Source organism: Enterococcus salsurae (assembly GCF_054784955.1).
Window position 1 is genome coordinate 672,061 of the sequence record NZ_BAAHWY010000001.1, and the last position, 25,439, is coordinate 697,499.

The following is a 25,439-nucleotide window of genomic DNA, read 5'->3' on the forward strand; positions in this document are numbered from 1 at the left end:
TTACCCCTTTTTAGTGTTTTTTATTTTATTTTGGTACCAATAGTAACTGTCTTTGGGAATTCGTCGACATTCTTTCGGATCTTCATCTGTGCGATCAACAAAAATCAAACCATATCGCTTTTTAAACCCTTGGTGTGAACTAACCAAATCAAGTAGTGACCAAGGACTATAACCCAATAAAGGATATCCTTCTTCCATAAAACGCTCACATTGCTTAATATGCTGTTCCAAGTAATCAATACGATAGACATCGTGAATTTGCCCGTCTTCAATACTATCAGAATACGCTAAACCGTTTTCAGTTACCATCATTGGTAAATGGTATTTTTCATAAATCGACCGCATACCTATATATAATCCTTCAGGGTCAATACCAAATTCCATCCATTTCGTCTTCTCCAGATAGGTATTTGTACCTAATGTAAATAATTCGTTGCGGTAAAAGGGTGGCAACTTACTCGTATCTTCTTTTGGCTTTAATGATCGGATGCAGGTACTTGCGTAGTAATTGATACCGATTAAATCAGGCTTATTTTGGCGAAGAATCTCATCATCATCCGGTTTAGTTTCCGGAAACCAGCCTTTTTTTGTTAAGTAATGCTGATAACTTTTAGGATAGCGTCCCAAAACAGACATATCAAGAAAACAATTTTGCAGAAAGTCTTCAGCATTTTTTGATGCCAAAATATCAGCTGGTGCCGGAGTTTCTGGATACACCACTTGCATCGAACAAACTGGACCAATCTTACCATTCTTAACAATCTCTCTAAAACGGGCAATTGCTTTTTTTTCTGCAAGAGACATGTGATAGCTCATTTGATACATTTGTTTCATTTTTTTATTAGGATCAGACTCGTGATTCCCATTCAAATCTGAAGCAGCAGTCGCAATCAATTGCTCGTTAATCGTTCCCCAAAGTTTGACTCTATCTCCAAAGTTTTCAAAACAGACTTCAGCATATTTGACAAAGAGATCAATACATTTTCGGGAACGCCAACCACCAAAATCCTCCACAAAAGCTTGTGGCATTTCAAAATGGTATAACGTTGGAAAAGGGGTGATTCCTTTTTCAAGACAAGCATCAATCAACTGATTGTAAAATTCGATTCCTTCTTGATTGACCTGATATCCATCCCCCATGATTCGAGTCCAATTAAAGGAAAAACGATAGAGATTAATTCCTAGTTCATCCATTAACTCAACATCTTCTAATAGATGATGATACTGATCTGATGCTACTTTTGAATCAGCAATTCCCTCCGGTACGTGACGCACATCTGTTGTTGCAATCCCTTTTCCACCTTCACCAAAGCCTCCTTCTACTTGAAATGCTGAGGTTGATGCCCCCCAATAAAAATCTTTTTTGACCATTGTTCCTTCCACCTTTCCCTTATAAGAAAACGATACCATCCGGGATTAATTCTAACGACAACAAAACAAGACCTCTGGTTTCAAATCCAAAGGTCTTGTTTCAAAATATGAAACTATTGAGGCAAATAGAACTTTTTCATATACATATAAATCACTAACTCCATCATATATAAGATAGCAATCCGCCCTTCGGTATTTTCGTTGATCTCTCCACAGAGGATAATTTGGTCTGCACTTCGCTCAATGATTGGAGAATGCTTAAACGTAAAGACGATAATTTTGATTCCCTTTTTCTTCAAGGCTGCAATCACTTTTTCACTAAAGTAAAAGAAACCGCCCTCCATCGAAAAAATCAAAACCAAGCTATCTGGCGAGCTTTCTTCCACGATTTTTAATTGCTCTTCCACTGTAAAACCAATCCGAATAATTTTATCCATGCTTGCTAATTTGCTTTGCAAATGCTGTCCCATAAAAGCAGCAAATTCTAAGCCAAACACAGCAACGTTTTCTGTTTCATAGATCGCAGAGACCACTGTTTCAAGTTCTGAAATCGAGAGATGTTCTTTGGCGTACCTCAAATTGATCAAAAGATTTGAGGTGAATTCGTCCAGAAATTCCTCCCTTTGTTCCACGGGCTGGATCACTTTTTTGGAATAATCGCTGACGATATCGATCTCTTTTTCAACCGCTTGTTTGAATTCCGTATAAGATGAAAAAGCCAAAATTCGAATGAATCGCGAAATCGCTGCAGTCGACACAAAGCATTCTTCTGCGAGTTCATAAATGGTCATCTTAGGGATTTTCGAAAAACTTCTTAGAATCGCCTGTGCAATAAAGTAATTATTGTCTTGTTTTTTCTGATTATTTAAATAGCGCAACAAAAGACTTCTGACTGAGGTTCCTTTATTTTCCATTCGATCTACCTCCTAAATACGCTTTCACCTAAATATACAATGAAAGCTAGGGAAAGCAAAGTTGAATTGGCGAAATTTCCGGTTCTGTTGCAAAGTTTTAAATCTACTATCAAATAAAGTAGAATAATAGAAAAAGATAGCAGGAGGAATGACGATGAATCATTTTTCAAGGAAAGCAATTTCAGCAGGATGTGATTATTGTAGCCGTGGGCTACTATCTTCGTTATAACCTTAGCTATCGTGAAGTTCAAGAAATCTTATATGATCGTGGCATTAACGTTTCTCATACGACGATTTATCGTTGGGTGCAAGAATATGGCAAACTACTCTATCAAATTTGGAAAAAGAAAAATAAAAAATCCTTTTATTCATGGAAAATGGATGAAACGTACATCAAAATTAAAGGAAAATGGCATTATTTGTATCGAGCCATCGATGCAGATGGTTTAACCTTGGATATTTGGTTACGTAAAAAACGGGACACACAAGCAGCCTATGCTTTTCTTAAGCGGTTAGTGAAGCAGTTTGATGAACCGAAGGTTGTAGTCACAGATAAAGCCCCCTCTATTACAAGTGCCTTTAAGAAACTAAAAGAATACGGCTTTTATCATGGGACAGAACATCGTACCATTAAATACCTGAATAATTTGATTGAACAAGACCATCGTCCAGTAAAGAGACGCAATAAATTCTATCGAAGTTTACGCACTGCCTCCACCACGATTAAAGGCATGGAAGCCATTCGAGGATTATATAAGAAAACCCGAAAAGAAGGCACTCTCTTCGGGTTTTCGGTCTGTACTGAAATCAAGGTATTATTGGGAATCCCAGCTTAAATCATAGATACCGTAAGGGATTTTATTCTTTATTTAAAACTTTGCAACAGAACCCATTAATTCATTTGTTATTTACCAGAAAGGGGTTTAAAACGGTGAACAGGTAGGGACAGGATTGTTTCCATAGTTTTCGACAAGCTGAAAATTTTTCTAACTAAAAGCTTTTGGTATTCCTCATACGACTTTCCTTCAAAGCAACTTTCGATTAACCCAAAAAAGAGCTCTTCATGTAAATATTCATCCTTAATAGAGCATTCTCCCTTATTATAGAATCCATAATGGAACATACAACTTCGGAAAGTACTATTCAATAAGGAATTATCCTTTACTTCTTCTCTAATAAGAGCTTTATAAGGTAAGTCCATATCTTTGATACGATTCAAGCTCTCATTAACATAGTGCACAGTAATGTATTGAATACGAAGCAGCCAAGGGTTTTCGTTGTCTACAAATCTCGGTAGCTCATACCCTACAAAATTAACTGTAGATAAAAGATGTAACAAAAATAATGTAAGCTCCTTACCATCTTCCATTTCAAGAAAGAGATTAAATTTTTTATCTGTATGAAAATCCTTATACTGCCAGTCCATTAAGACTTCATTCATATTAATTTGGGAATCCAATTGTAAGAAGTTTAAATCCTGTGAAATTCTCTGTAGGGCTGATCCCAAAAAAACCCCGAACTCGTAGAGGGTATTATTGTCTTCATTTAAGTTGAATGAGGGATTCTGCAGTAAAAAAGCTACATACTGTGTATTTCCTACAACATGTCCTTGAGGAGTACAATAAATACCTAAGTTATAATGAATCTTCCAGTTTTCCATCCACTTAAATCTTAGTTTGGATTTAAACTCATTATCTTGTCTGGAATCAACTAATTTTATTTGCTTGATAGATTTACCATAACGATTACTGAATAATTTGAGTTTATTCCGAACTTCTGTATAACTGATTGGAGAGGATGTTAAATATTCAGCTAGAAGATTATATTCCATAAAATTGAGGGCTTCATTGCAGCATAGACAAATATATGGAAGCAACATCAAACTTGTAGGTGATTCCATGTGAGTTCCTAATTGTTTAAGTGTCTCTACATCATTCTTGATTAATAAAAGTGCCCCTTTTCTAATAAAATCTTCTTTTTTCATAATGGAACTCGTCCCCTTACATTCAAAATATGATTTTCTTCACGATATCTTATCCATCATCTTTTTTATTCGATAAACAGTATCCCTGGTTACTCCTGTTTCTTCTGCAATTTTTTTAATTGGCTCTTCTTTCTTTAATTTGTTCACGATCACATTATATGTCAAGCGGTCACGCGGATTTTTGGCATCGGCGGCATACTTAACTGGTCGCCCCTTATAGTGGCCTTTCTTTCTTGCTATCTCAATTCCTTGTCGCTGCTTCCGCTTAATTTCTTCACGTTCATTTTGAGCAGTCCAGGACAACAGCTGCACAATCATATTCCGGATCAGTTTCTGAAGATTGGGATCTCCTAAATCATGGTTCAGAATGGGTAAGTTCAAAACGATTAAACTGATCTCTTTCCTATCAAGTCGCTGCACCATCTGAACGATATCATCATAGTTCCGACCCAGTCGATCCAAGGACTCCACAATAAAGACATCTTTCTCTCGTAGGAAGCCCAAAGCCTTCTGTAGTTCCTCCCGATCTGTCATACTCTTTCCAGACATTTTCTCTTCAAAGATTTTTTCTGCTCCTGCTTTTTTTAGTGCCTCGATTTGTCGATCCAAATTCTGGTCCGTCTGTCATTTTAATATTTAAATGGCGCATAGTTTGCTTCATAACTAGCGTTCAAAAAAACTAAAAATGTATCATAAAAAGAAGGCACGCTTATAAACATGCCTTCTTTTATTTGTTGTGTTATTTAACTTTCATCAATCGTAATCCGTTTAATGTTACTAAAAGCGTTGCTCCCATATCTGCTACAATAGCAATCCATAGTGTTAGCCAACCTGGTATGACTAGTAGTAGAGCTAATAGTTTTATACCTAATGAGAAAGTGATATTTTGCTTAATTACTTTTAGAGTTTGGCGGCTAAGTCTAACAATGAATGGTAATTTTTGTAAATCGTCGCCCATTAGAGCAACATCAGCAGTTTCGAGAGCCGTATCTGTTCCTGCACCGCCCATTGCAATACCAACCGTCGATGCAGCTAATGCTGGTGCATCATTAATGCCGTCGCCCACCATTGCTACTTTATTATAAGTTGTCCGCAACGCTTTAATCGAATCTAATTTTTCTTGAGGCATTAGATCTCCTTTTATTTCAGTCACACCTAATTGCTTACCAATAGATTCAGCGGTTTTAGTATTATCACCAGTAAGCATAATAGTGTGTTCAATTGACAACTTGTGGAGTTCAGAAATAACGGCAGCACTTGAATCTCTTACTTCATCCGCGACAGCAATTACTCCTAAAATTTGTTCGTCAGTACCGAAATACATGGCGGTTTTCCCTTGTTCTTGAAATTGTCTGTATTGTACTTTGACCGCTGTTTCTTCGATTACTGATGCAGAAAACAGTTTAGGGCTTCCAATATAGTAACGTATGTTTTGATGTATACCTGTAAGTCCTTTACCTGTGATAGATTGGAAATCCTCGATTTGTATTGACTTGTAATCCACATTAGTTTTATCCGCTTCGTTTAAAATAGCAGAAGCTAATGGGTGTTGAGAAAGAGATTCCAACGATGAAATAATCGATAGATAATTTATATCAGTTTCAGAACTGGTTGCAATGAAATCCGTTACGACAGGCTTTCCTTTTGTTAAGGTTCCAGTCTTATCGAAAGCAATTGCTCTCAAATGACCAATTTCTTCCAGATAGACTCCGCCTTTTACTAAAACACCATTTTTTGCTGCATTACCAATAGCCGAAACAATTGAAACAGGTGTTGAGATCACTAATGAACAAGGACATCCGACAACTAAAATGGATAACCCTTGGTAAAGCCATTTATTCCAGTCACCACCAAAGAATAGCGGAGGAACAACCACTATCAAAAGGGCCATAATAATTATGAATGGCGTATAGTATTTTGCAAATTTATCTACAAAGGCTTGTGCAGGAGCTCGTTCTCCTTGCGCTTCTTCAACTAAGTGAATGATTTTGGCAATCGTTGTATCCGTTACTTTTTTTGTTACTTTGACTTCAAGAACACCTTCTTCATTTAGTGTTCCTGCAAACACTTCATCATCTAACTGTTTTTCAACAGGAACCGATTCTCCTGTTATTGCTGCTTGATTTACTGAAGAATGACCGTTGATAACAAGCCCATCCATGGCTATTTTTTGTCCGGGTTTAATGATCATAATATCGTCGATATCGATTTTATCGACACTGACTAATTGCTCTACATTGTTTCTCCTGATAAGAGCTTCTTTGGGAGCTATATCCATAAGAGAACGAATCGACTGTCTTGCTTTATCCATTGAAAATCGTTCCAAAGCTTCGCTAATAGCAAATAGTATTACTACAATAGAACCTTCGGCCCATTCTCCAATAAATGCGGCCCCAATAATTGCAATAGTCATTAAAGATTCCATGGAGAAGTCCAATTTGATCAAATCAGAGAACCCTTCTTTAAATAAATCAAATCCACCAATTATTATTGCCAATATATAAAGAGCTTTCGTTAATAAATGATCTTCGCCCAATGATAGTTGGGAAATCACAGCAACAAGTATAAAACCAAGAGAGATGATTAAAGCGATATTCCGTTTAATAAAAGACTCTTTTGATCTAACTTGTTCATCATTTTCTTGATCATCACGAATGATAAGATTTTCGAAGGCTCCCGCTTCTTCGAGTTCTTCAATTGTTGTTTGGCCTTCTACTGAAATCTTACTTGCACCAAAGTTTACTGTTGCACTCGTAACTCCTGGCAACTGCTTTACATTTTTTTCAAATTTACCTGCACAATTTGTACAGCTTAATCCTTCTATTCGATAGGTTTTTTCGGTCATTTTCTCACTCATGCTAGCACCTCTTCTTTAAAATTTACGCCAAGCTCCATAAGATTTAAGATTTTGATATTTTTAATAAAATAGTAGACTAACTTACCATCCTTGTGACTATCAACTACTCCCAATTTTTTTAAGGAGTTCAGATGGTGTGAAGTTGTTGCGACCGAAGCATCAATGATATTAGCAATATCACAAACACATAGCTCATCTTCATGAACTAAAGCATGTACAATTTTAAGTCGATTTTCATCTGACAATATTTTAAAGAAACCACTTACTGACGGAGTATCAAAGTTTGCTAGTTTAGATTTAGCACGATTAACTTTGTCTTCATGAATACAAGTAATTTCACAAATTTCATTATTCATACGATCATTCCTTTACATTCAAATGTTTGTTTGAATGTATTGTATCAGAACATCCATCTATATTCAAGTGAATGTTTGAATGTTCATAAAATGAGGCGTTTCTGAACACTCTATTTTTTTATCTTATTTCTATAATTTTGATTCTATTATATGTTCACAAACCCATATCAAAATATATGTTCATTTATACCGTTGGCATAAAGTTATGTTACAATAAAATTAATGAAGGAGTGATTTTTTTTGAAAATAGGATACGCCCGGGTATCTACTGGTTTACAAAATTTGGATTTACAAGAAGACAGCCTAAATAAATTTGGTTGTGAAAAAATTTTTACCGATCATATAAGTGGAGCAAAAAGTAATCGACCAGGATTAGAAATGGCGATTGATTTTGTTCGCTCTGGCGATACACTTGTTGTTTGGCGCTTAGATCGTTTAGGTAGAAATATGGAAGATTTGATTTCAATCGTCAATCGACTGAATGAGCGAGGTGTTAGTTTTCATAGTCTTCAAGAAAACATTACGATGGATAAATCTAGTTCGACTGGTCAGCTCATGTTTCATTTATTTGCTGCATTTGCAGAATTTGAACGCAACTTAATATTGGAACGATCTGCAGCAGGACGAGCAGCGGCTCGAGCAAGAGGGCGCTTTGGAGGTCGTCCTGAAAAATTAAAAACCCAAGACTTAGAATTATTAAAGACTCTAGTTGATAGTGGAACACCTATTAAAACGATTGCCGAACGTTGGAATGTTTCTCGAACAACGATTTACCGTTATTTAGATAAAATGGAGGAAAAAGATGGAAAGACAAACGCTCACTAGTTTTTCAGAACAGCATAGAATAGCTGCTATGAAAAAATATAAAATTATTGAGCCTTATCTTAATAAACAAGAAACGATAAAAGAAATAGCTATTAAAAATAAAGTGTCTACTCGTACACTCTATCGGTGGGTACAAAAATATGAACATGATGGTCTAGTTGGTTTAATTAGAAAGACTCGAACAGATTTTGAGCAAATTAGGATTTCAGAAGAAGTTCGACAAAAAATAGAAGAATTGGTATTGAGATACAAAAAAATAAGTACTAAGACATTATCACGAAAAATTGCTTCCTATTGTAAAGAAAACAAACTGGATATACCAAGTTATTCTCAAATTTATAAATTACGGAAAAGTATTCCCAAAAGTCTCATTCAGTTAGCCCATGAGGGAGAGAAAACATATAAAGAGAATTATGATTTGGTTGCTATAAGGGGAGCAACACGTCCGAATGAAATTTGGCAAGCAGATCATACCTTATTAGATATCAATTTGCTTGATGAAAAAGGAAATATTAATCGTCCCTGGTTGACCATTATATTAGATGATTATAGTCGAGCAGTTGCTGGTTATTATTTGAGTTTTTCTGCCCCTTCAGCAATCAATACCGCATTAACCTTACATCAAGCTATTTGGACAAAAAAAGATTCTTCGTGGCCTATATGTGGTATTCCTGAAAATTTTTATACGGATCACGGAAGTGATTTTACTTCAAATTTTATGGAACAAGTCGCTGTTGATTTAAGAATAAATCTCATTTTTTCTGCCATAGGAATTCCAAGAGGGCGTGGGAAAATTGAGCGTTTTTTCCAGACAATTAACCAAATGCTTTTAGAAGGATTACCAGGTTATATTGAAAATAACTGCAACGAAAAATTATTAACTATTCAAGAATTTAAAGAGAAATTACACTGTTTTCTTATCAATGAATATAATCAAACAAATCATTCTTCTATTAAAGTAAGTCCGATAAAAAAATGGAGTGAGCAATTATTTTTACCGAATATGCCTAATAGTTTAGAAGAGTTAGATTTATTGTTATTAGAAATTCCAAAAACTCGAAAAGTCCACTCTGATGGAATTCATTTCCAAGGATTACGATATACTAATCCTAATTTATCTGCGTTTGTTGGAGAACCTGTTTTAATCCGTTATACGCCAAATGATTTGGCAGAAATTAGAGTATTTTATAAGAATCAGTTTCTTTGTAATGCCATTTCTCCAGATATTTCAAATTATGAAATTAATATGGATGATTTAATTTTTGCTAGAAATAAACGAAAAAAATTATTAAAACAAAAAATACAAGTACCAAGTTCTGTAAAATTATTAATTGAAGAGAAAAAGTATGAAGAAATAACTACCCCACCTAAGAAATCAGCTTTAAAGAGGTACTATAATGAATAAAACCTTTATTGAAACAAAAGAATATAAACGATTTGCTGAATTTTGTGACGCATGTATTAAATATAAGTATATTGGAATTTGCTATGGTGCTCCTGGCGTAGGTAAAACATTATCTTCAAGGTATTACTGTAACTGGGATAATATAGAAAAGCAAATTGCCTATCATCGTGCTGATGATATTGGAAAAAATGCAACAGATGAAATATTAGGTGTAAATAAAGTTTTTTATACTGCACCAGCTGAAAAGATGTCTCGTGTCAGTTCTGATATTAACACAATAACTAGTAGAATAGGTCTGACTAAAGCAATGCATATGGTACTAAAATACAATCAAGAAGATCCTTCTGTGCCTAAAACCTATGAGGCAATTGATTTAATTATTGTCGATGAAATTGATCGTTTAAAGCTTCAGCATTTAGAACAGTTAAGAGATATTTATGATAGAAATGATCTGGCAATGGTTCTTATCGGTATGCCTGGTATTGAAAAAAGGTTGTCTCGTTATCCGCAACTTTACTCTCGCATAGGATTTGCGCATGAATTTGATAACCTTAGTAAGGATGAAACACATCATATTTTGGAATACAAATGGTCAGACTTAGGAATTGATATTAAGTTAGAAGATTTTTCTGATTAAGAGGCTATCACAACTATCATTAAAATTACAAAAGGAAATTTTAGGCTTATTCATCGTTTATTTGCACAGATTGATCGTATTTTAAGAATCAATCAAATGGATAAGATTACTGTAGAAGTTGTCGAAGCAGCAAGAGATAGTTTAGTGATAGGCATATAAAAAGCTACCAAAAGTTGGTAGCTTTTGTCATTTATTGCTGGAAATTTTTGCCATTTAAATAGAAAAGTTACACCCAGTAAAATCAATGTTTTGTTAGTGTCTATTTTGGGTACGCTTTAAATATACAATTTGATTTAGAATGATAAAAGCTAAATACCTTTTTCATTTGTCAAATTAAGTTAGACAAATGAAAACAATAAAAGAAATGAGGTAATGAATTGAACGAAGTTTCAAAGGACGTTCTGGCAATCGAAGCCCACGAAAAAGCAAAGTCTTAGTCTGATACGCTTAACACTTCTTTACTATAGATTGCTCTAAGTGTAAACCGTCAGTCTTTTTTACTGTCTAAATTTAACTAGCACCACGCGTATGAGTATTAGTCTCTTAAATTAAAATTGGTCTGGAAAGTAACTTGTTAATTCAAGTTCTTTATCAAGGGCTATTAAATAGGGAACCTTGTAGGGAAATCAATTCATTTTATGAAATTGATTTCTCTTTTGTTTAAACAAAATTATCCTAATTATTTCTAATTGATTCTGTAAGCACTTTACTTAGCGATACATAAAAATTGTGATACAATTCAGTTGTAGTTTTAAAGGATATTATGGTCACTAAGTTAAACATATAAATTTTTATGGAGGTGTGGTAATATGGCAGATTTCTACGGAAATGATCCTTTTTTTAACAATGATATGGATGATGTTTTCAATCAATTATTTCGGCGCATGGATAATCAAAATTCGGAGCGTGCACGGTATTTAGTTAATGGACAATCGTTGACATCAGATGAGTTTGCTCAATACCGAGCAACTGGTAAGCTACCCCAAAATAATAAAACAATAGAAGTATCTAAAGATGGTAAACAGGCTGTTAAAAAAGGAGGGATTTTAGAAAAGTTAGGGACTAATTTGACGGAACAGGCTCGTGATGGATTACTAGATCCAGTGATTGGACGTGAGAAAGAGATTCAAGAAACTGCAGAAATTTTGAGTCGTAGAACGAAAAATAATGCAATCTTAGTAGGTGATGCCGGTGTAGGTAAAACTGCAGTCGTCGAAGGTCTGGCACAAGCAATTGTGGCTGGTAAAGTTCCAGAAACGATTCAAGATAAAGAAATCTATTCGATTGATTTATCGTCTTTGGAAGCGGGAACTCAATATCGCGGTTCTTTTGAAGAAAATATTAAACAGCTGGTAGAGGAAGTTAAAGCAGCTGGTAATATTATTCTATTCTTCGATGAAATTCATCAGATTCTCGGCACGGGTGCCACTGGTGGTGAAGATGGTGGCAAAGGATTGGCTGATATCATTAAACCTGCTTTGTCACGTGGCGAGCTGAGTGTAATCGGGGCTACGACTCAAGATGAATATCGCAATACTATTTTGAAAAATGCGGCTTTGGCACGGCGATTCAATGATGTTGTGATTAATGAACCGACGGCCGCTGACACTTTACGTATATTACAAGGTGTTAAAGAGCTGTACGAAAAACATCATCATGTTGTATTACCAGATGATGTTTTGAAGGCGGCTGTGGATTATTCAATCCAATATATACCACAACGCACTTTGCCAGATAAAGCTATCGATTTGATCGACATGACTGCGGCTCATTTAGCGGCTAAAAATTCGCAAACTGATGTTGAGACATTGGATCAACGCCTTAAAAAATTAGAGGCAGCTAAGGAGGCCGCCATTAAAGCGGAGGACTTTACAAAAGCCGCTGATATCAAGAAGTCGATCGAGGAAACCAAGCAAAAAATTAATGAAACGGATCAAAAAGAAAAAATCACTGCCACGATTGATGATGTGGCACAATCGGTTGAACGTTTAACTGGTATACCAGTTTCTGATATGGGCGCTAATGATATTGAGCGCTTGAAAAATCTTGATAAGCGTCTGAAAAGTAAGGTAATCGGTCAAGATGAAGCGGTTGAAATGGTAGCAAAAGCAATTCGGCGTAACCGTGCGGGCTTTTCAGAGGGTGATCAGCCGATTGGAAGTTTTCTGTTTGTGGGCCCAACTGGCGTAGGAAAGACTGAATTAGCTAAGCAATTAGCCTTAGATATGTTTGGAAATGAAAATGCGATTATTCGGCTAGATATGAGTGAATATGCTGATCGTACAGCTGTGTCGAAATTAATTGGTACCTCGGCTGGATACGTAGGCTATGAAGATAATGCTAATACTCTAACTGAACGGGTTCGGCGTAATCCATATTCCATTGTATTATTAGATGAAATTGAAAAGGCTGATCCACAAGTATTAACGTTACTGTTACAATTGATGGATGATGGGCGCTTAACGGATGGACAAGGCAATGTCATTAATTTCAAAAATACGATTATTATTGCTACTTCTAATGCTGGCTTTGGTAATGAAGCATTAAGTGGTGACAAGCAACGAGATCAGTCATTAATGGATAAGTTAGCACCATTTTTCCGCCCAGAATTTCTGAACCGTTTTAATGGAATCGTGGAATTTTCACATCTGACTAAGCAAGACTTAAGTCAAATTGTCGAGTTGATGTTGGCGGATGTACAAAAAACTTTAGCCAAAAAATCCATCAAACTTGAGGTAACTAAAGCGGCCAAAGATTGGCTGATGGAACAAGGCTATGATGAAGCAATGGGTGCGCGGCCATTACGGCGAGTAATTGAACAACAAATTCGTGATAAGGTAACGGATTTCTACCTTGACCATTTAGATGTCAAAAACTTGAAGGCTGATTTAGTGGATGCTGAGATTGTGATATCGGCAGCTTAGCTTAAATCAGTGTTCATAAATAACTTTATATAAGAGGAGATTTATTGGGAAGGAGATTGCTTGATAGATCTCCTTTTTTCGTTGATTTTCACCATTTGATATTAATCTATTGAGTAATATGTGTAGCGTCAAGAATCTTGTGTAAATGAAATGCTTCCGTACATATAATATGTAGTTAATTTAAATAAAGGATGATTCCAGGGTGTCCTGAAGTCCTTTGAATCCGCGATGGATTCGCTTCATGGACTTCTCGTTGTAGACATTAAACTGAGAAACCAGGAATCGATCCAGTGAATCTTCCGTTGGAAATTGTTCTTTGTGGTTGGTGTTGCGTTTGAGATGTTTGTTAAAGTTCTCAATGAAGTTGGTTGAATACAATGAACCGCGAATAGCTGGTGGGAAATCCATTAAAGTGAGCAGATTCGGCATTTTAAGCAGATTTTTGATTAACTTGGGATAGGTCTGATGCCAGTTGTTGGCGAAGTCATTCAATTTTCGTACCTGGCATGATATTTAGTGGGACTTCAATACCATGGGGATTTGAATGGCAATAAAAAAGAGGGTGAGCTATCATGAAAAGTTCTAAATTTAAAATTTACCATATAATTTTAGTCGTTGTTTTTATTTTAGCTTTAGTATTTCTAAAATATGATCAAAGTTTGTACCGAAATATTTTTTATATAGTCTTAATTATTTCTTTAATTGTAAAAATTATATATGATTCCCAAATTTCAAGTGCAAGTTAGCCACTTATTGAAATTCATTGGTTATTTAGTTTTTGTTGGTTATCTAGCGGCTAAGGATAGCTCCGATAGCTCGTTCAATAAACACTCACGCGGAGTGGCGTAACCCAATATTCTTCTCGGCAAATTGTTCATCCAATCCTGTACACGACGAATGGTACTCAACGCTACATCTTCCATACGTGTTCCTTTCGGTATAAAACGGCGAATCATCCCATTATGATTTTCGTTGGTCCCTCGTTCCCATGAAGAATAGGGATGGGTGAAATAAACTTCCGTAACATCTTTAAGAAGTGTGGTTAGACCAGCGAATTCAGCACCATTATCTGAAGTAATCGTTTTGAAAAGCACTTCGAAATCGTTGCCCGCAGCTTCTTTTAAAGCAGTCAGTGCACGATCAACTGGATTAGCTGCTTTTCCATCGATTTTGATGATTATTTCGTAACGTGTTTTACGTTCGGTCAATGTAAGCAATGCTTGGTCTTTGCCAACGCGCAGTCCGTTCACCGTATCAATTTCCCAATCACCAAAACGTTCACGAGTATCGACAATATCTGGTCGATTTTCGATCAAATCGCCGAGAATTTTTTTATTCTTCCTACTCTGTGATCGCTTGGTGTTTCGTCGAACCTTGAGATGCAGATCAATATTTTTGTTTCCAGCCATCCGAGATCAATATAGGTGTAAAGGGTTGTGGTACAAGGGATTGTCTCATTTGGAAACAAGCCGAGTTTCTTTGCACGACCAACAACGACATCAGGCGCTTGTTTTTCTGTCTTCATTTGATGATCGGCATACGCCATGAACTTTGGCGAAGAAACCCATTTCGGTTGTTTGCGAGAATTTGTTCGTGCGTTTTCGTAAGCGGCTTGACCAGCATCTGCGGAATAAACAAACGATTCATATTCGTAGGTTTTACCATTTTGGACTTGGCGCCTGATTTGGCGAACCGTACCGTCTTTTACTTCGCTATGAATGGTTTGAGGGGCACGTCCGAGTAATTTTGCGATTGCACGATTCGACAAAGGGCGATCGATTTGTTTCCAAGCTTCAATTTTATTTCGTTCTTCATAATCAAGGTGTTTGCCTTTGCGTAAAAATGTGGTATTCTCAGTTTGCGTCATTGTCATTTCATCCTTTATTGATTGTGTAGGAACTTCAATAATACATGAAATTGGGCAATGATGTTTTTTTATTTTATGAAGTGGCTAAGTTCATTTTAAAATTCGCCACAAAAATTAGAATAAGGATATTCAAAAATACACCTAATCGAATAGGAAAATTTAAAAGTTTAGCAACCACAATACGTACGGCGGTTCACTTTTCTTCTCTCATTAGTTATTGCTTTTCTTCCTCATTTCATCTTGTGTTTTTAAGTATTTCCTGATAATTTTTGTTTCCTCCAGATAAATTATAGACTTGTCTGAAGCCATTGTTCAGTAAAATATTTTGTGCTGCATTTCCAGTAACGCCTTTATTACAATAAGTTACTGTCACACATTCTTTATCCAATTCCTCATATCGATCTCTTAACTCAGCTAAAGGTATGTGAATTGCTCCCTCAACTTTCGAAGTTTCAAACTGTTTTTTTGATCTAGTATCAATAATTTGTAATTTTTCACCGCTATCAATTCTTCTCAATAGCTCTATAGGGGTCATCAACGGAGTGTCATTATTTATATCGTTGTTCAAAGCCATCCCAGTATAATGGATGGGATCTTTTGTTGTAGAAAAAGGTGGGGCATATGCTAAATCCAAGTGAAATAAATCTTCAGCAGTTGCGCCAAATGAAATAGCAGTAGCAAGCACATCGATACGCTTATCTACCCCATCATATCCAATGATTTGTGCCCCAAGTATCTTCCCATTTTCTTTATTTGCGATCGCTTTGATCACCATCTCTTTACCATTCATATAGTCCGGCTTATTAGGTTTAATATTATATAAAGTAGTAATGGCTATATCATTTGCTAAAGCATCTTTTTCTGTGAGACCAGTTTGAGCAATTGTTAAATCAAAGAATCGTAAAATACCAGTTCCTAAGATTCCCTTGTGTCGTAGATTGCCACCTGTAATAACATCTCCTGCGATCCTTCCCATTTTATTGGCTGTTGAAGCTAAAGGTCGATAAACAGGTAGCCTAGTTATACAATCAAAACTTTCTGCAACATCACCTACAGCATAAACATTTGAAAAATTGGTTTCTAACTTATCGTTTACTTCTATAGCTCCGGTAATTCCTAATTTAATTCCCATGGATTTTGCTAATGCGGTGTTCGGCTTTACTCCGGTAGCTAATACAAAAATATCTGCCGAAAAGATAGTTCCTTTAGCCGTTTCAATAGACTTCAGACGACCATCACCGTTAACTTTTCTGACGGTTTCTTCAGGGAAAAAGGCAATGTTTTTCCTTTTCATTTCATTAATGATTCTTGAAGACATGTCCCAGTCTAAATGGGACATGGGATATTTACTTCGTTGAAGTAACGAGACCTCAAGACCTAGTCTCTGCAACTGCTCGGCCATTTCTAAACCAATATATCCAGCACCAATGACAACTGCTTTTTTTGGCTCGTTTTCATCTACAAACTTCTTGATACTTTTCCCACTCGAAATGTTTTTCACCTGAAAAACATTCTCAAAATGTCTATTAACAAATATTTCTGGGGTATTATAAACCGATCCTGTGGCCAACACTAAAACATCAAAATTATTGGTAAATGATTTTTTTGTAATTAGATTGATTCCGTGCACCAATTTTTTATCATAGTCAACCTGAGTTATTTCATGAGAGGTATGAATATCTACGTCGTACCTTTTTTTAAACCATTCAGCATTACGAGGCGTCAGTTCATCAAAGTTTTCCACTTCTCCCCCCACTGCATATGGAATCCCACAAACTGCGTAAGACACATCCATATCTTTATCATACAAAACAATCTCTGCATCTTCAGTATTCCTTCTTGCTTTTGCAGCGACACTTGTTCCAGCAGCGACAGATCCAATAATGATGATTTTCATTTCTCCACACCTATCCTTTATACGTTCTTGATTTCACTCAAAGATTCCGGATTTATGAACCCGTCTTTTGTTTTATTAGAAACCTTAACTAAAAGTAACATAACTGGCACTTCCACAAGTACGCCTACGACTGTTGCTAAAGTTGCTCCCGACTGTAATCCAAAAAGTGATATTGATACCGCTACTGCCAACTCAAAAAAGTTACTTGCTCCTATCATTCCAGCAGGAGAAGCAATATTATGTGGCAACTTCCAAAATCTTGACCAACTATAAGCAATTGTAAATATTAAAATCGTTTGAATCGTTAAAGGAATTGCAATCAATAAAATATGCAATGGATTGGAAATAATTCTTTCACCTTGGAAGGAGAAAATAATGATCAGAGTTAGTAATAAACCAATAATCGTCACTGAATCAAATTTCTTCAAGAAGACATTTTCAAAATAGGTTAAACCTCTTTTTTTTATGATCAACACTCGAGTAATGAAGCCTAAAAACAGTGGAACAACTACAAATAGAACAGTTGACAGTAATAAAGTGGCTAAAGGGACACTTACATTATCAACGCCTAGCAAAAAAGCAACAATAGGTGCAAATAATACTAGGATAATTAAATCGTTGATTGCGACTTGAACCAAAGTATAGGCAGAGTCACCTTTTGTTAGGTAGCTCCACACAAAAACCATCGCTGTACATGGTGCAGCTCCTAGAATAACTGCACCAGCGACGTATTCTTTTGCTAGTTCTATTGGAATCAATTGTTGGAAAATCACATAAAAAAAGAGTGCTGAAATGCCATACATCGTAAACGGTTTAATAAGCCAATTAGTAACGCACGTGATAACTAATCCCTTAGGTTTTTTAGCAGCACGAACAATACTGGTAAAATCAATTTTTAACATCATAGGATAAATCATCAACCATATCAAAATAGCCGTTGGAATTGAGACCTGAAAATACTCAAATTGACTTAATGTATCAGGGATAGCTGGAGCAAACTGTCCAATCAATATTCCGATTATCATACACAAAATTACCCATAGAGTTAAATACTTTTCAAAAAAGCCTAACCCTTCAGCTTTACCTTTTGATTTCATTTTTACTTTCCTCCTACTTAGATTCTTCTTTTACTTTGCATACACAGTTGTCTTCATTATTTACAAGTAATTGTTGAATAGATTCCATAAATTCTACAACAAATTCTTCCCTCAATGAATAATGGTGCCATTGCCCTTTTTTACTTACACAAACGACACCCGCTTTTTCAAGTACTTTCATATGATGAGAAAGTGTAGGCTGCGTAAAATCAAAATATTCAAGTAAATCACATGCACACAAACTACCGCAAGAAAGCACATCTACTATTTTCATACGATTTGGATCCGCTAGAGATTTTAATACTAATGAAAGAGATTCATAATTCATTTTTCGACCCTCCTTATATAGATGGTTGTCTATATATGTAATATAGACAACCATCTATATAAGGTCAAGTTGTTTACTCATAATTTCTAAGTAAATAGGAATTAATAGTATAGTTAGCACTCTCATTATAGGTTAATTTAGCATAGAAAAACTGTTAAAGAATATTCTATCTTGAACTCTTTTATAGTTATAGCAATCAAAGAGAGCTCATAAACCCTTAAATTTTTGACCACATCCAAGATTTGTCCTAATACTCATAAACCTAAATTTTAATTGAACAATGATTTAGTTACGAGTTTATGAACACAAAAATAGAGTGATACCTATAAATTACAGTATCTAAAAAGAGTGTCCAGAAATTCGTCATGAAGTGCTCCCTATAAAGTAGATTTGGAATTTTTGTTTTTTCTTTGTCTACTTTATAGGAAGCATATCATTTTACGGCTTTCTTTGAGAAATCTAAGAGTGTAACGGCTGAACAGATAAAAACGCTAGTAGAAGGTGTTGTCAGTGAAGTGAAAGAGTTTGGGCATTTATTGTGTATCCAGAGAGTGCGCCAAAAAATTGGCGAGAGATTTTAGACGAAACGCATATGCGTTGGATTGAAAGTCCCTTGCATGATAAAGATTTCAATCCTGATGGAACGATCAAAAAACCGCATTGGCATGTAATGTTATCGGCTGATGGGCCGATTACGTTAAAAGCAGTTGAGAAAATTATTGAACCTTTGAATGTGCCTGCACCACAAAAAGTTGGTTCAGGACGTGGAATGATTAGATATTTTATTCATTTGGATAATCCTGAAAAATATCAATATTCACGTGATGAAATAGTTGGTCATGGTGGTGCTGATGTTGAAAGTTATTTTGAATTAACGAAAACAAGTAAAATAAGTGTGATGAAAGATATTGCCACTTATATTTACGAAAATGAGATTGATAATTATGCTGACTTTCTAGGCTTCTAAAACAAAACTACACCAAGAAAGGATATCACCATGGATCATTGTACTAAAAAATTGGGTTCTATGATAAATAGTGTTGGTAACCAATACTATTTATCATAGAACCATTTAACTTAACTTGATGCAAATAATAATTTATCTAAATCAAATATCTCAATATGTTTTTGAGTATGCTGTTTAATTAAACCTCTCTCTTCCAATGATGAGAACTTGCGACTTATTGTTTCTGGGGTTGTACCCAAGTAGGAGGCTAGATCTTTTTTCGACATTGGTAAAGTCACATAAGTATGGTTTTCTTCATCTTCAACGTATTCTGATAGAAAATCAATAATACGAGACTCTACTTGCTCCAAACCAACCTGCATCGTTTGCTTTTCTGATACCTGTAACCGTTTCGTAACATCTGATAGTATTCTTCTCATAATTTCTGGGTAAGCGCCTAAATAGTCATCCATATCCTTTTTATGAATTCTACATATGCTTACTTCTGATATTGCTTCAGCATAATTAGAATGGTAACTTTCAGTTTGAAAAATAGCCACTTCTCCCATAAAATCACCAGGATTTAATATGCGTACAGTTTGTTCACGACCAGATTCATTTAAGTTATAAACACGTACACGCCCATTATTTATAATATAAAGTGTGTCATCTTTATCACCATTTCCAAATAACAACGCATTCTTTGCATAATGTACTTCTTGCGCTGATTGCGCAATTAAACTCATTTGTTCTTCATTTAGGTGATTAAAAATCGGAACTAAACGTATACAATCTATATGACTATGGTGGTGATGGTGTGCCATACAGCTTTCCTCCTAATTAATCGTTATCTATATAGTCATCATCTTCTAACGCATCCTTGTTAACGAAGGCTTGAAGTTGCCAAATATTTATATCTAAGTAATCTTTATAACTAATTAGTAAATCTTCTAATGCATCATCTGCTTCTTCTTGTGCTAAACGCATTGCACGAACGGTAAATTCACGATTAGTCCTAAAATCTCCTACTAACTGTATGACCATTTCTTCAGCAGAATAATATTTTTCAGACGGATCTTCAGAAATTATTGTAAATTCCTGAAATTCAGTAGTTGTTGAAGCTGGCTTAAATCCTGAAGCTAGTAAACGTTCTGCAATCTTATCAAACCATGTCTCATTCTCATTATATAAATTCTCAAAAACACTATGCAATGAATAGAAATTTGTGCCTTTTACATACCAATGATATTGATGTAATTTTACATGTAAGGTATGGATATTAGCAAGTATATGATCTGTGACAGCTGCAGCATTAATCTTAGTATGATGAATGTGTTCTTTATATGCTTTTTCAGCAGCTAATTTTTCTTGTCTTTCATTTGCTGTTGTCATTTTATACACCTTCCTTTACTTTTGAACTAATAACTGAATATCCTAGGTTTTCAATAGATTTTTCAATTGCACTCAAATTGACTTGTTCTTCATCAAAATCCACTTTTACCTTACTTGCATTGAACAGTACTTTTACAGAATCTTTTTCTACACCAGCTGTCTGTTTTAAACCATTTTCAATTTTTTGTAAACATGATGGACAAGTTAATGTTTCTAATTTTAATGTTGCTTTAGTCATATCTATCACTCCTTTAAATAAATTATACAGGACATTTCTTTTAAGATAATTGACGTAGATCAATTATCTTAATTCATATCTTCTTAATCTCATCGCATTTAAAATAACTACTAAAATACTTGCCTCATGAACTAACATGCCAATCGACATAGACATCCATTCACTAAATACTAAACTAACCAATAAAATTATCACCACACCAACAGCAATTAGAATATTTTGTCGCATATTCGCATATGTCCCTTTAGCTAAACCTAAAGCATGGGGGAGACGATTAAAATTGGAATTCATTAGAACAATATCTGAACTTTCAATAGCCACATCTGTCCCATTTCCCATAGCAATCCCTACTTCTGCAGTAGCTAGAGAAGGACTATCGTTCACACCATCACCAATAAAAGCAATAATTTCACCAGTAGACTGTCTTTCTTTTAGAAACGCTTGCTTGTCCTCAGGTAACATATCGCCATGAGCCTCGGTTAATCCTAGCTCCTTTTTAACTAAATTAACTGTGCCTTGATTATCCCCTGATAATACAATGAGATTTTTAACACCAAGTGATTTTAATTTTTGTAGGTCTTGTTTAACACCTGCTCGAACTTGGTCACGGATTCCCATTAAAATAATTAACTTACGATCAACTGCCGTTAATACAATTGAACTACCGGCTCTTTCTAATTTATCTAATTCTTTAAGAACATCATCAGATAGTGGTATATTTTCTTGTTCCATTAAGGTTTTATTCCCTACTGCAACAAGGTGTCCGTCAACGTGAGCAATTACACCCCCACCTTTTATAACCTGCGTATTATCTACAGGTCTTAGTTTATATTGCGCTAATTTATTTGTAATAGCGACAGCTAAGGGATGATCAGATTCCCTTTCAACCGAGTATAATAGAGATAAATCCTCCTCTTGATTATTTCCATAGTAAACGAATTCGCTAACTTCAGGCTTTCCTTCAGTTAAGGTACCTGTTTTATCAAATAGGACTGTATCTACATTTGCAAAATGACTAATCACTTCAGAACCTTTAAACAAAATTCCATTCTTTGCACCATTTCCTATACCCGCGACATTTGAAACAGGTACACCAATGACCAAGGCCCCTGGGCAACCAAGTACTAATACAGTAACCGCAAGTGCTGTATCTTTAGTTAGTAGCCAAACTAATAGCCCAATGATAAGGACCACAGGTGTATACCAACGAGAGAACTGGTCAATAAATCGTTCAGCTTCCGATTTAGAATCTTGTGCTTCTTCTACTAATTCAATAATTCGACCAAATGTAGAATCCTCCCCAATTCTATCAGCGATTATTTGAATAGTCCCATTATCCATAGTGGTACCGGCAAATACTTTGTCACCCTTCTCTTTCTTTAGAGGTAAAGATTCGCCGGTGATATTAGCCTCATTTACATATCCTTTTCCAGTAGTTACCCTACCATCTACTGGAATCTTGGCCCCAGTTTTTACTAAGAGAATATCCCCTTCCTTTACTTTATCAATATCTACTTCTTCAAATTGTCCCTCGTTCAATTGCTTAAAAGCAGTCTCTGGAGCCATTTCCGTCAACTCTTTAATAGCAGACCGTGTTTGCTTAAGTGTACGCTGTTCTAAATATGACCCGAATAAAAATAAAAAAGTAACAATAGCTGACTCTTCGTAATTTTGAATAAAGAAAGCACCAATAACGGCTATCGTTACTAAAACATCAATACTCACTACTTTTACTTTTATAGCCTGATAAGCCTGTATTGCAATTGGTATAACACCCAATATGGAAGCAATTATAAAAGCACTATTAAAGATAACCGTATTGTTAAAGATGAAATGTGCAATAAAACCTATAATAATGAATAGACCACTAATAACTGTAATATGATTTTTATGTTTCAATATAGTCTGTTGCATATAAACCCCTCCTATACTTTAGTACAACCACAGTATATTAGTTTTTAAGAGATATAAACTTGATTACTATCAAGTTTATGCAGTAGTTCTAAATAATTTCATTTGTCAAATTAAGTTAGACAAATCATCTGGTTTTATATTTCTCAAAAATATTTCCATCGGTGTTTGATACTTTAGAGATTTTCTTGGGATGTGATTTCGTTTGGAAGCAACAGCTTGAATAAATGATTCTGATACTTCATTGAAGTCCATGGCTTTAACTAATCCATCACAACGTAATAATCCATTTGAATGTTCATTTAGAGCGCGTTGTGACGGGGTGCCTGGATCCGCAAAATAAATATCAATATCATTTTGATTTCCCATAGCTTTCCAATTTGAAAATTCTTTCCCACAGTCAAACGTAATTGATTTAAACAGATGTTTAGGAACCGTTTGAAACCAATGATTAATTCGATTTTCAATGTCCATTGCCTGTCTACCGGCTGGCTTCAATGTAATAATCACTTTTGACAAACGTTCCACCAATGTAATAACAGCACTTTTGTGTTTTCGACCGACAATAGTGTCTCCTTCAAGATGGCCAAACTCGTTTTCAAATTCTGGGTGCTCCTTGATTCGCTCATGTATACTGCGCCGAAAAGCTTGTTTCCCACGTTTTTCTTGGTGTCCATTTGGTTTTCGTTTGCCTTTCATAGGCAAATCACGCACATTAAATGCGCCAGTTTGAAACATTCGATACAGTGTACGGACTGAACAATCAAGTTTTATTTCCGAGCGGCCGACAATCACATCCGGTGTCCACCCTTGAACAACCCTCTTTTGAACATATTCTTTTTGTTCCTCTGGTAAAGCAATCGAGCGTCTACCGCAGCGTTTTTTGTTTTCTTTGTATTGTTGATAGTAGTTCAGTATCGTAGCACCAGTTTTCAAAAATTGATACACGTTATGAATCGTTTGTCGCGCACGTCCTAAGCATTGCGCAGTTTTGGCAACGGATTGATTATTTTTGAAATAAGACTCTATGATTGATTGGTGTACTAGAGAACCGCAAACTAGCTTTTTTAAAAGCCTATTTCCTTAAATATAGTCGCAAAACAAGGGCAAAGGTAAAGCATATCGTTATGGATATGAATGCCCCTTATTTTGAATTGGTCAAATCAGTTTTCCCTAATGCTCAAATCGTTACGGACCGTTTCCACATTGTCCAACAAATCTCTCACGCACTCAATCAACTACGTATTCAAACGATGAATAAATACCATAAAACAGATTCAATCAAATATAAAAGATTAAAGCGTTTCTGGAAACTGTTTCTTAAAAACTCTTATAACTTTGATAGCTCGAATTACAGGTACAATCGATCGTTCAGAAGACCAATGACTGAAAAAGCAATTATGGATGACCTTTTAAGTTATAATGATCAATTAAGCGCAGCCTATGAGATATGCCAGCTTCTGCTCTATCATTTCAAACAGATAGCTCTTAGTCGTTTATGGAATGTGGCGTGAATAGGACAATCGCTTTTTTAAGATAAAGTTCTCTTCTTCTAAAGCGGCCTTTTGTTTTTGAAGTTCTCTTACTTGGTTAGCAGTCAGAAGTTCATCTGATTCCATTTCCACTTCAGAATAGAGTTTGATCCATCGTGAGATGGCTGTTTGTGAGCCCCCATATTCTTTGCATAAACTGGATTGAGTTTTCCCGCCATGATAAAGATTAGCTAAGCTTTTTTGAAATCTTCATCGTATTTTTTGTAATTGGACATAAACGTTCTTCCTTATATATTTAGATTACTCAATTAATCAGCTATTTCGTTTTATTTAGCTGTTATTCTATCTATAATTGAGTTAGACTCTGTGGACTAGTACGTTCTCCACCAGATTCCTTTGGAATACTGTTAATGAAAGGCTCTAGCCACATCTCTTTGTCAAATTGTTAATAAGTTTGTTAGCGCTTGACGTCTGTTCGTGACGCTTGATTGATCACAAGGTTACATGGCAAAGAGTGAGTGGATCAAAGCGTGAATTTTATCTGATTAGGAGTGATACTTATGTTGTATGTTGGAATAGATGTTGTCAAGCATAAACATGACTTAGCGGTTATTGACACAAAAGGAGCGATTTTTATTCGTCATCTTCAGATTAAAAACAATCGTGAAGGCTTTACGAAGCTTCAAATGACGCTTGCTAATTTGCAGAAATCTACCGGTGAAGACATTCAAATCGCCTTAGAAGATACCGATCATTATTGCTTTAATATCTTACGCTTCCTTCGGACGCAAGGCTACCCAACCTACAGCTATAATCCGTACTTAATTAAAGAATATGCCAAAAATCAAAGCTTGCAAAAAATCAAAACCGATAAAAAAGACACCATGACGATCGCTCGAAAAATACGAACAGATCTTGATTAACAATCATTTAGTGCTAACCCTTCAATAATTGAGTTGAAGTATTTAACTCGACATACAGCCAGATTGAAAGAGGA

The 25,439-nt window shown here is 35.4% G+C and carries 20 protein-coding genes and 5 pseudogenes; 8 read left to right on the forward strand and 17 right to left on the reverse strand.

Annotated elements, in window-relative coordinates; all coding sequences use genetic code 11:
* Both ACYVRS_RS03325 and ACYVRS_RS03330 read right to left on the reverse strand, forming a co-directional pair.
* A complete protein-coding gene (locus ACYVRS_RS03325; RefSeq protein ID WP_461202490.1) occupies positions 1 to 1,371 on the reverse strand; it encodes a glycoside hydrolase family 1 protein in 1,371 nt (456 codons plus the stop codon).
* 113 nt (positions 1,372 to 1,484) lie between these two features.
* Positions 1,485 to 2,285 (reverse strand): MurR/RpiR family transcriptional regulator, encoded by an 801-nt coding sequence (locus tag ACYVRS_RS03330; RefSeq protein ID WP_461202492.1) that lies wholly within the window; start codon positions 2,283 to 2,285, stop codon positions 1,485 to 1,487.
* A 154-nt stretch (positions 2,286 to 2,439) separates the two neighbouring features.
* Here ACYVRS_RS03330 and ACYVRS_RS03335 point away from each other — a divergent pair.
* Positions 2,440 to 3,121, forward strand: a protein-coding gene (locus tag ACYVRS_RS03335) for an IS6-like element IS1216 family transposase (protein WP_461202493.1) whose coding sequence is annotated in 2 segments (ribosomal slippage) — positions 2,440 to 2,448 and positions 2,450 to 3,121 — 681 coding nt in all. Because the reading frame shifts where the segments join, the coding sequence is not laid out codon by codon here.
* 68 nt (positions 3,122 to 3,189) lie between these two features.
* On the opposite strand, the gene ACYVRS_RS03340 is transcribed toward ACYVRS_RS03335, so the two are convergent.
* From ACYVRS_RS03340 to ACYVRS_RS03355, 4 genes are all read right to left on the reverse strand, one after another.
* The gene (locus ACYVRS_RS03340; RefSeq protein ID WP_461202495.1) at positions 3,190 to 4,269 is read right to left on the reverse strand and encodes a hypothetical protein; all 1,080 of its coding nucleotides are present in this window, start codon (positions 4,267 to 4,269) and stop codon (positions 3,190 to 3,192) included.
* 39 nt (positions 4,270 to 4,308) lie between these two features.
* Entirely contained in the window at positions 4,309 to 4,878 is a 570-nt protein-coding gene (locus ACYVRS_RS03345) for a recombinase family protein (protein ID WP_461202497.1), read from the reverse strand.
* A 130-nt stretch (positions 4,879 to 5,008) separates the two neighbouring features.
* Positions 5,009 to 7,126, reverse strand: coding sequence for a heavy metal translocating P-type ATPase (locus ACYVRS_RS03350; protein ID WP_001291323.1), 2,118 nt, complete (start codon positions 7,124 to 7,126; stop codon positions 5,009 to 5,011).
* A complete protein-coding gene (locus tag ACYVRS_RS03355) occupies positions 7,123 to 7,482 on the reverse strand; it encodes an ArsR/SmtB family transcription factor (RefSeq protein WP_003726380.1) in 360 nt (119 codons plus the stop codon). Before ACYVRS_RS03355 ends, ACYVRS_RS03350 begins: the two co-directional genes overlap by 4 nt.
* 240 nt (positions 7,483 to 7,722) lie before the next feature.
* Between ACYVRS_RS03355 and ACYVRS_RS03360 the strand changes: the two genes are divergently transcribed.
* The 4 genes and pseudogenes from ACYVRS_RS03360 to clpL all read left to right on the forward strand — a co-directional run bounded on the left by ACYVRS_RS03360 (position 7,723) and on the right by clpL (position 13,273).
* A complete protein-coding gene (locus tag ACYVRS_RS03360) occupies positions 7,723 to 8,307 on the forward strand; it encodes a recombinase family protein (RefSeq protein ID WP_016612514.1) in 585 nt (194 codons plus the stop codon).
* On the forward strand, positions 8,285 to 9,712 hold the full coding sequence (locus ACYVRS_RS03365; protein ID WP_461202501.1) for a transposase: 1,428 nt from the start codon (positions 8,285 to 8,287) through the stop codon (positions 9,710 to 9,712). The genes ACYVRS_RS03360 and ACYVRS_RS03365 overlap by 23 nt, the downstream gene beginning before the upstream one ends.
* A pseudogene (locus ACYVRS_RS03370) lies at positions 9,705 to 10,508 on the forward strand (AAA family ATPase). The gene ACYVRS_RS03365 and the pseudogene ACYVRS_RS03370 overlap by 8 nt, the downstream one beginning before the upstream one ends.
* A 650-nt stretch (positions 10,509 to 11,158) precedes the next feature.
* The gene (clpL, locus tag ACYVRS_RS03375) at positions 11,159 to 13,273 is read left to right on the forward strand and encodes an ATP-dependent protease ClpL (RefSeq protein ID WP_461202503.1); all 2,115 of its coding nucleotides are present in this window, start codon (positions 11,159 to 11,161) and stop codon (positions 13,271 to 13,273) included.
* Between the two features lie 180 nt (positions 13,274 to 13,453).
* On the opposite strand, the pseudogene ACYVRS_RS03380 reads toward clpL, so the two are convergent.
* The 5 genes and pseudogenes from ACYVRS_RS03380 to ACYVRS_RS03400 form a co-directional block, all read right to left on the reverse strand.
* Positions 13,454 to 13,768, reverse strand: a pseudogene (locus ACYVRS_RS03380) (transposase); the annotation flags it as partial.
* A 290-nt stretch (positions 13,769 to 14,058) separates the two neighbouring features.
* Positions 14,059 to 15,140, reverse strand: a pseudogene (locus ACYVRS_RS03385) (IS30 family transposase).
* Positions 15,141 to 15,375: 235 nt separating this feature from the next.
* Positions 15,376 to 17,037 carry an FAD-dependent oxidoreductase gene (locus ACYVRS_RS03390; protein WP_461202505.1) on the reverse strand — a complete coding sequence of 554 codons (1,662 nt, stop codon included), beginning with the start codon at positions 17,035 to 17,037 and terminating at the stop codon, positions 15,376 to 15,378.
* A 17-nt stretch (positions 17,038 to 17,054) separates the two neighbouring features.
* A complete protein-coding gene (arsB, locus tag ACYVRS_RS03395; protein ID WP_461202507.1) occupies positions 17,055 to 18,134 on the reverse strand; it encodes an ACR3 family arsenite efflux transporter in 1,080 nt (359 codons plus the stop codon).
* A gap of 13 nt (positions 18,135 to 18,147) precedes the next feature.
* Positions 18,148 to 18,462: an ArsR/SmtB family transcription factor gene (locus ACYVRS_RS03400; protein ID WP_266166957.1), complete on the reverse strand. Its 315-nt coding sequence runs from the start codon at positions 18,460 to 18,462 to the stop codon at positions 18,148 to 18,150.
* Between the two features lie 532 nt (positions 18,463 to 18,994).
* Here ACYVRS_RS03400 and ACYVRS_RS03405 point away from each other — a divergent pair.
* Positions 18,995 to 19,429 (forward strand): annotated as a pseudogene (locus ACYVRS_RS03405) (replication protein); the annotation flags it as partial.
* Positions 19,430 to 19,539: 110 nt separating this feature from the next.
* Here ACYVRS_RS03405 and ACYVRS_RS03410 read toward each other — a convergent pair.
* The 5 genes from ACYVRS_RS03410 to ACYVRS_RS03430 form a co-directional block, all read right to left on the reverse strand.
* On the reverse strand, positions 19,540 to 20,232 hold the full coding sequence (locus tag ACYVRS_RS03410; protein ID WP_054117209.1) for a Crp/Fnr family transcriptional regulator: 693 nt from the start codon (positions 20,230 to 20,232) through the stop codon (positions 19,540 to 19,542).
* A 16-nt stretch (positions 20,233 to 20,248) separates the two neighbouring features.
* Positions 20,249 to 20,800, reverse strand: coding sequence for a Dps family protein (locus ACYVRS_RS03415; protein ID WP_054117210.1), 552 nt, complete (start codon positions 20,798 to 20,800; stop codon positions 20,249 to 20,251).
* 1 nt (position 20,801) lies between these two features.
* Positions 20,802 to 21,038, reverse strand: a complete 237-nt coding sequence (locus ACYVRS_RS03420; RefSeq protein ID WP_054117211.1) for a heavy-metal-associated domain-containing protein — start codon at positions 21,036 to 21,038, stop codon at positions 20,802 to 20,804.
* A gap of 63 nt (positions 21,039 to 21,101) precedes the next feature.
* The gene (locus ACYVRS_RS03425; protein ID WP_461202509.1) at positions 21,102 to 22,952 is read right to left on the reverse strand and encodes a heavy metal translocating P-type ATPase; all 1,851 of its coding nucleotides are present in this window, start codon (positions 22,950 to 22,952) and stop codon (positions 21,102 to 21,104) included.
* 105 nt (positions 22,953 to 23,057) lie between these two features.
* Complete coding sequence (locus tag ACYVRS_RS03430; protein WP_461202652.1) at positions 23,058 to 23,981, reverse strand: IS30 family transposase; 924 nt, start codon at positions 23,979 to 23,981, stop codon at positions 23,058 to 23,060.
* Here ACYVRS_RS03430 and ACYVRS_RS03435 point away from each other — a divergent pair.
* A complete protein-coding gene (locus ACYVRS_RS03435; RefSeq protein WP_461202511.1) occupies positions 23,981 to 24,463 on the forward strand; it encodes a transposase in 483 nt (160 codons plus the stop codon). The genes ACYVRS_RS03430 and ACYVRS_RS03435 overlap by 1 nt on opposite strands.
* Here the strand turns inward: ACYVRS_RS03435 and ACYVRS_RS03440 are convergent.
* Positions 24,446 to 24,661 (reverse strand): annotated as a pseudogene (locus ACYVRS_RS03440) (transposase); the annotation flags it as partial. The gene ACYVRS_RS03435 and the pseudogene ACYVRS_RS03440 sit on opposite strands and share 18 nt — an antisense overlap.
* Before the next feature lie 341 nt (positions 24,662 to 25,002).
* On the opposite strand from ACYVRS_RS03440, the gene ACYVRS_RS03445 reads away from it, so the two are divergent.
* On the forward strand, positions 25,003 to 25,365 hold the full coding sequence (locus tag ACYVRS_RS03445) for an IS110 family transposase (protein WP_461202513.1): 363 nt from the start codon (positions 25,003 to 25,005) through the stop codon (positions 25,363 to 25,365).
* The last annotated feature ends 74 nt before the right edge of the window (positions 25,366 to 25,439 follow it).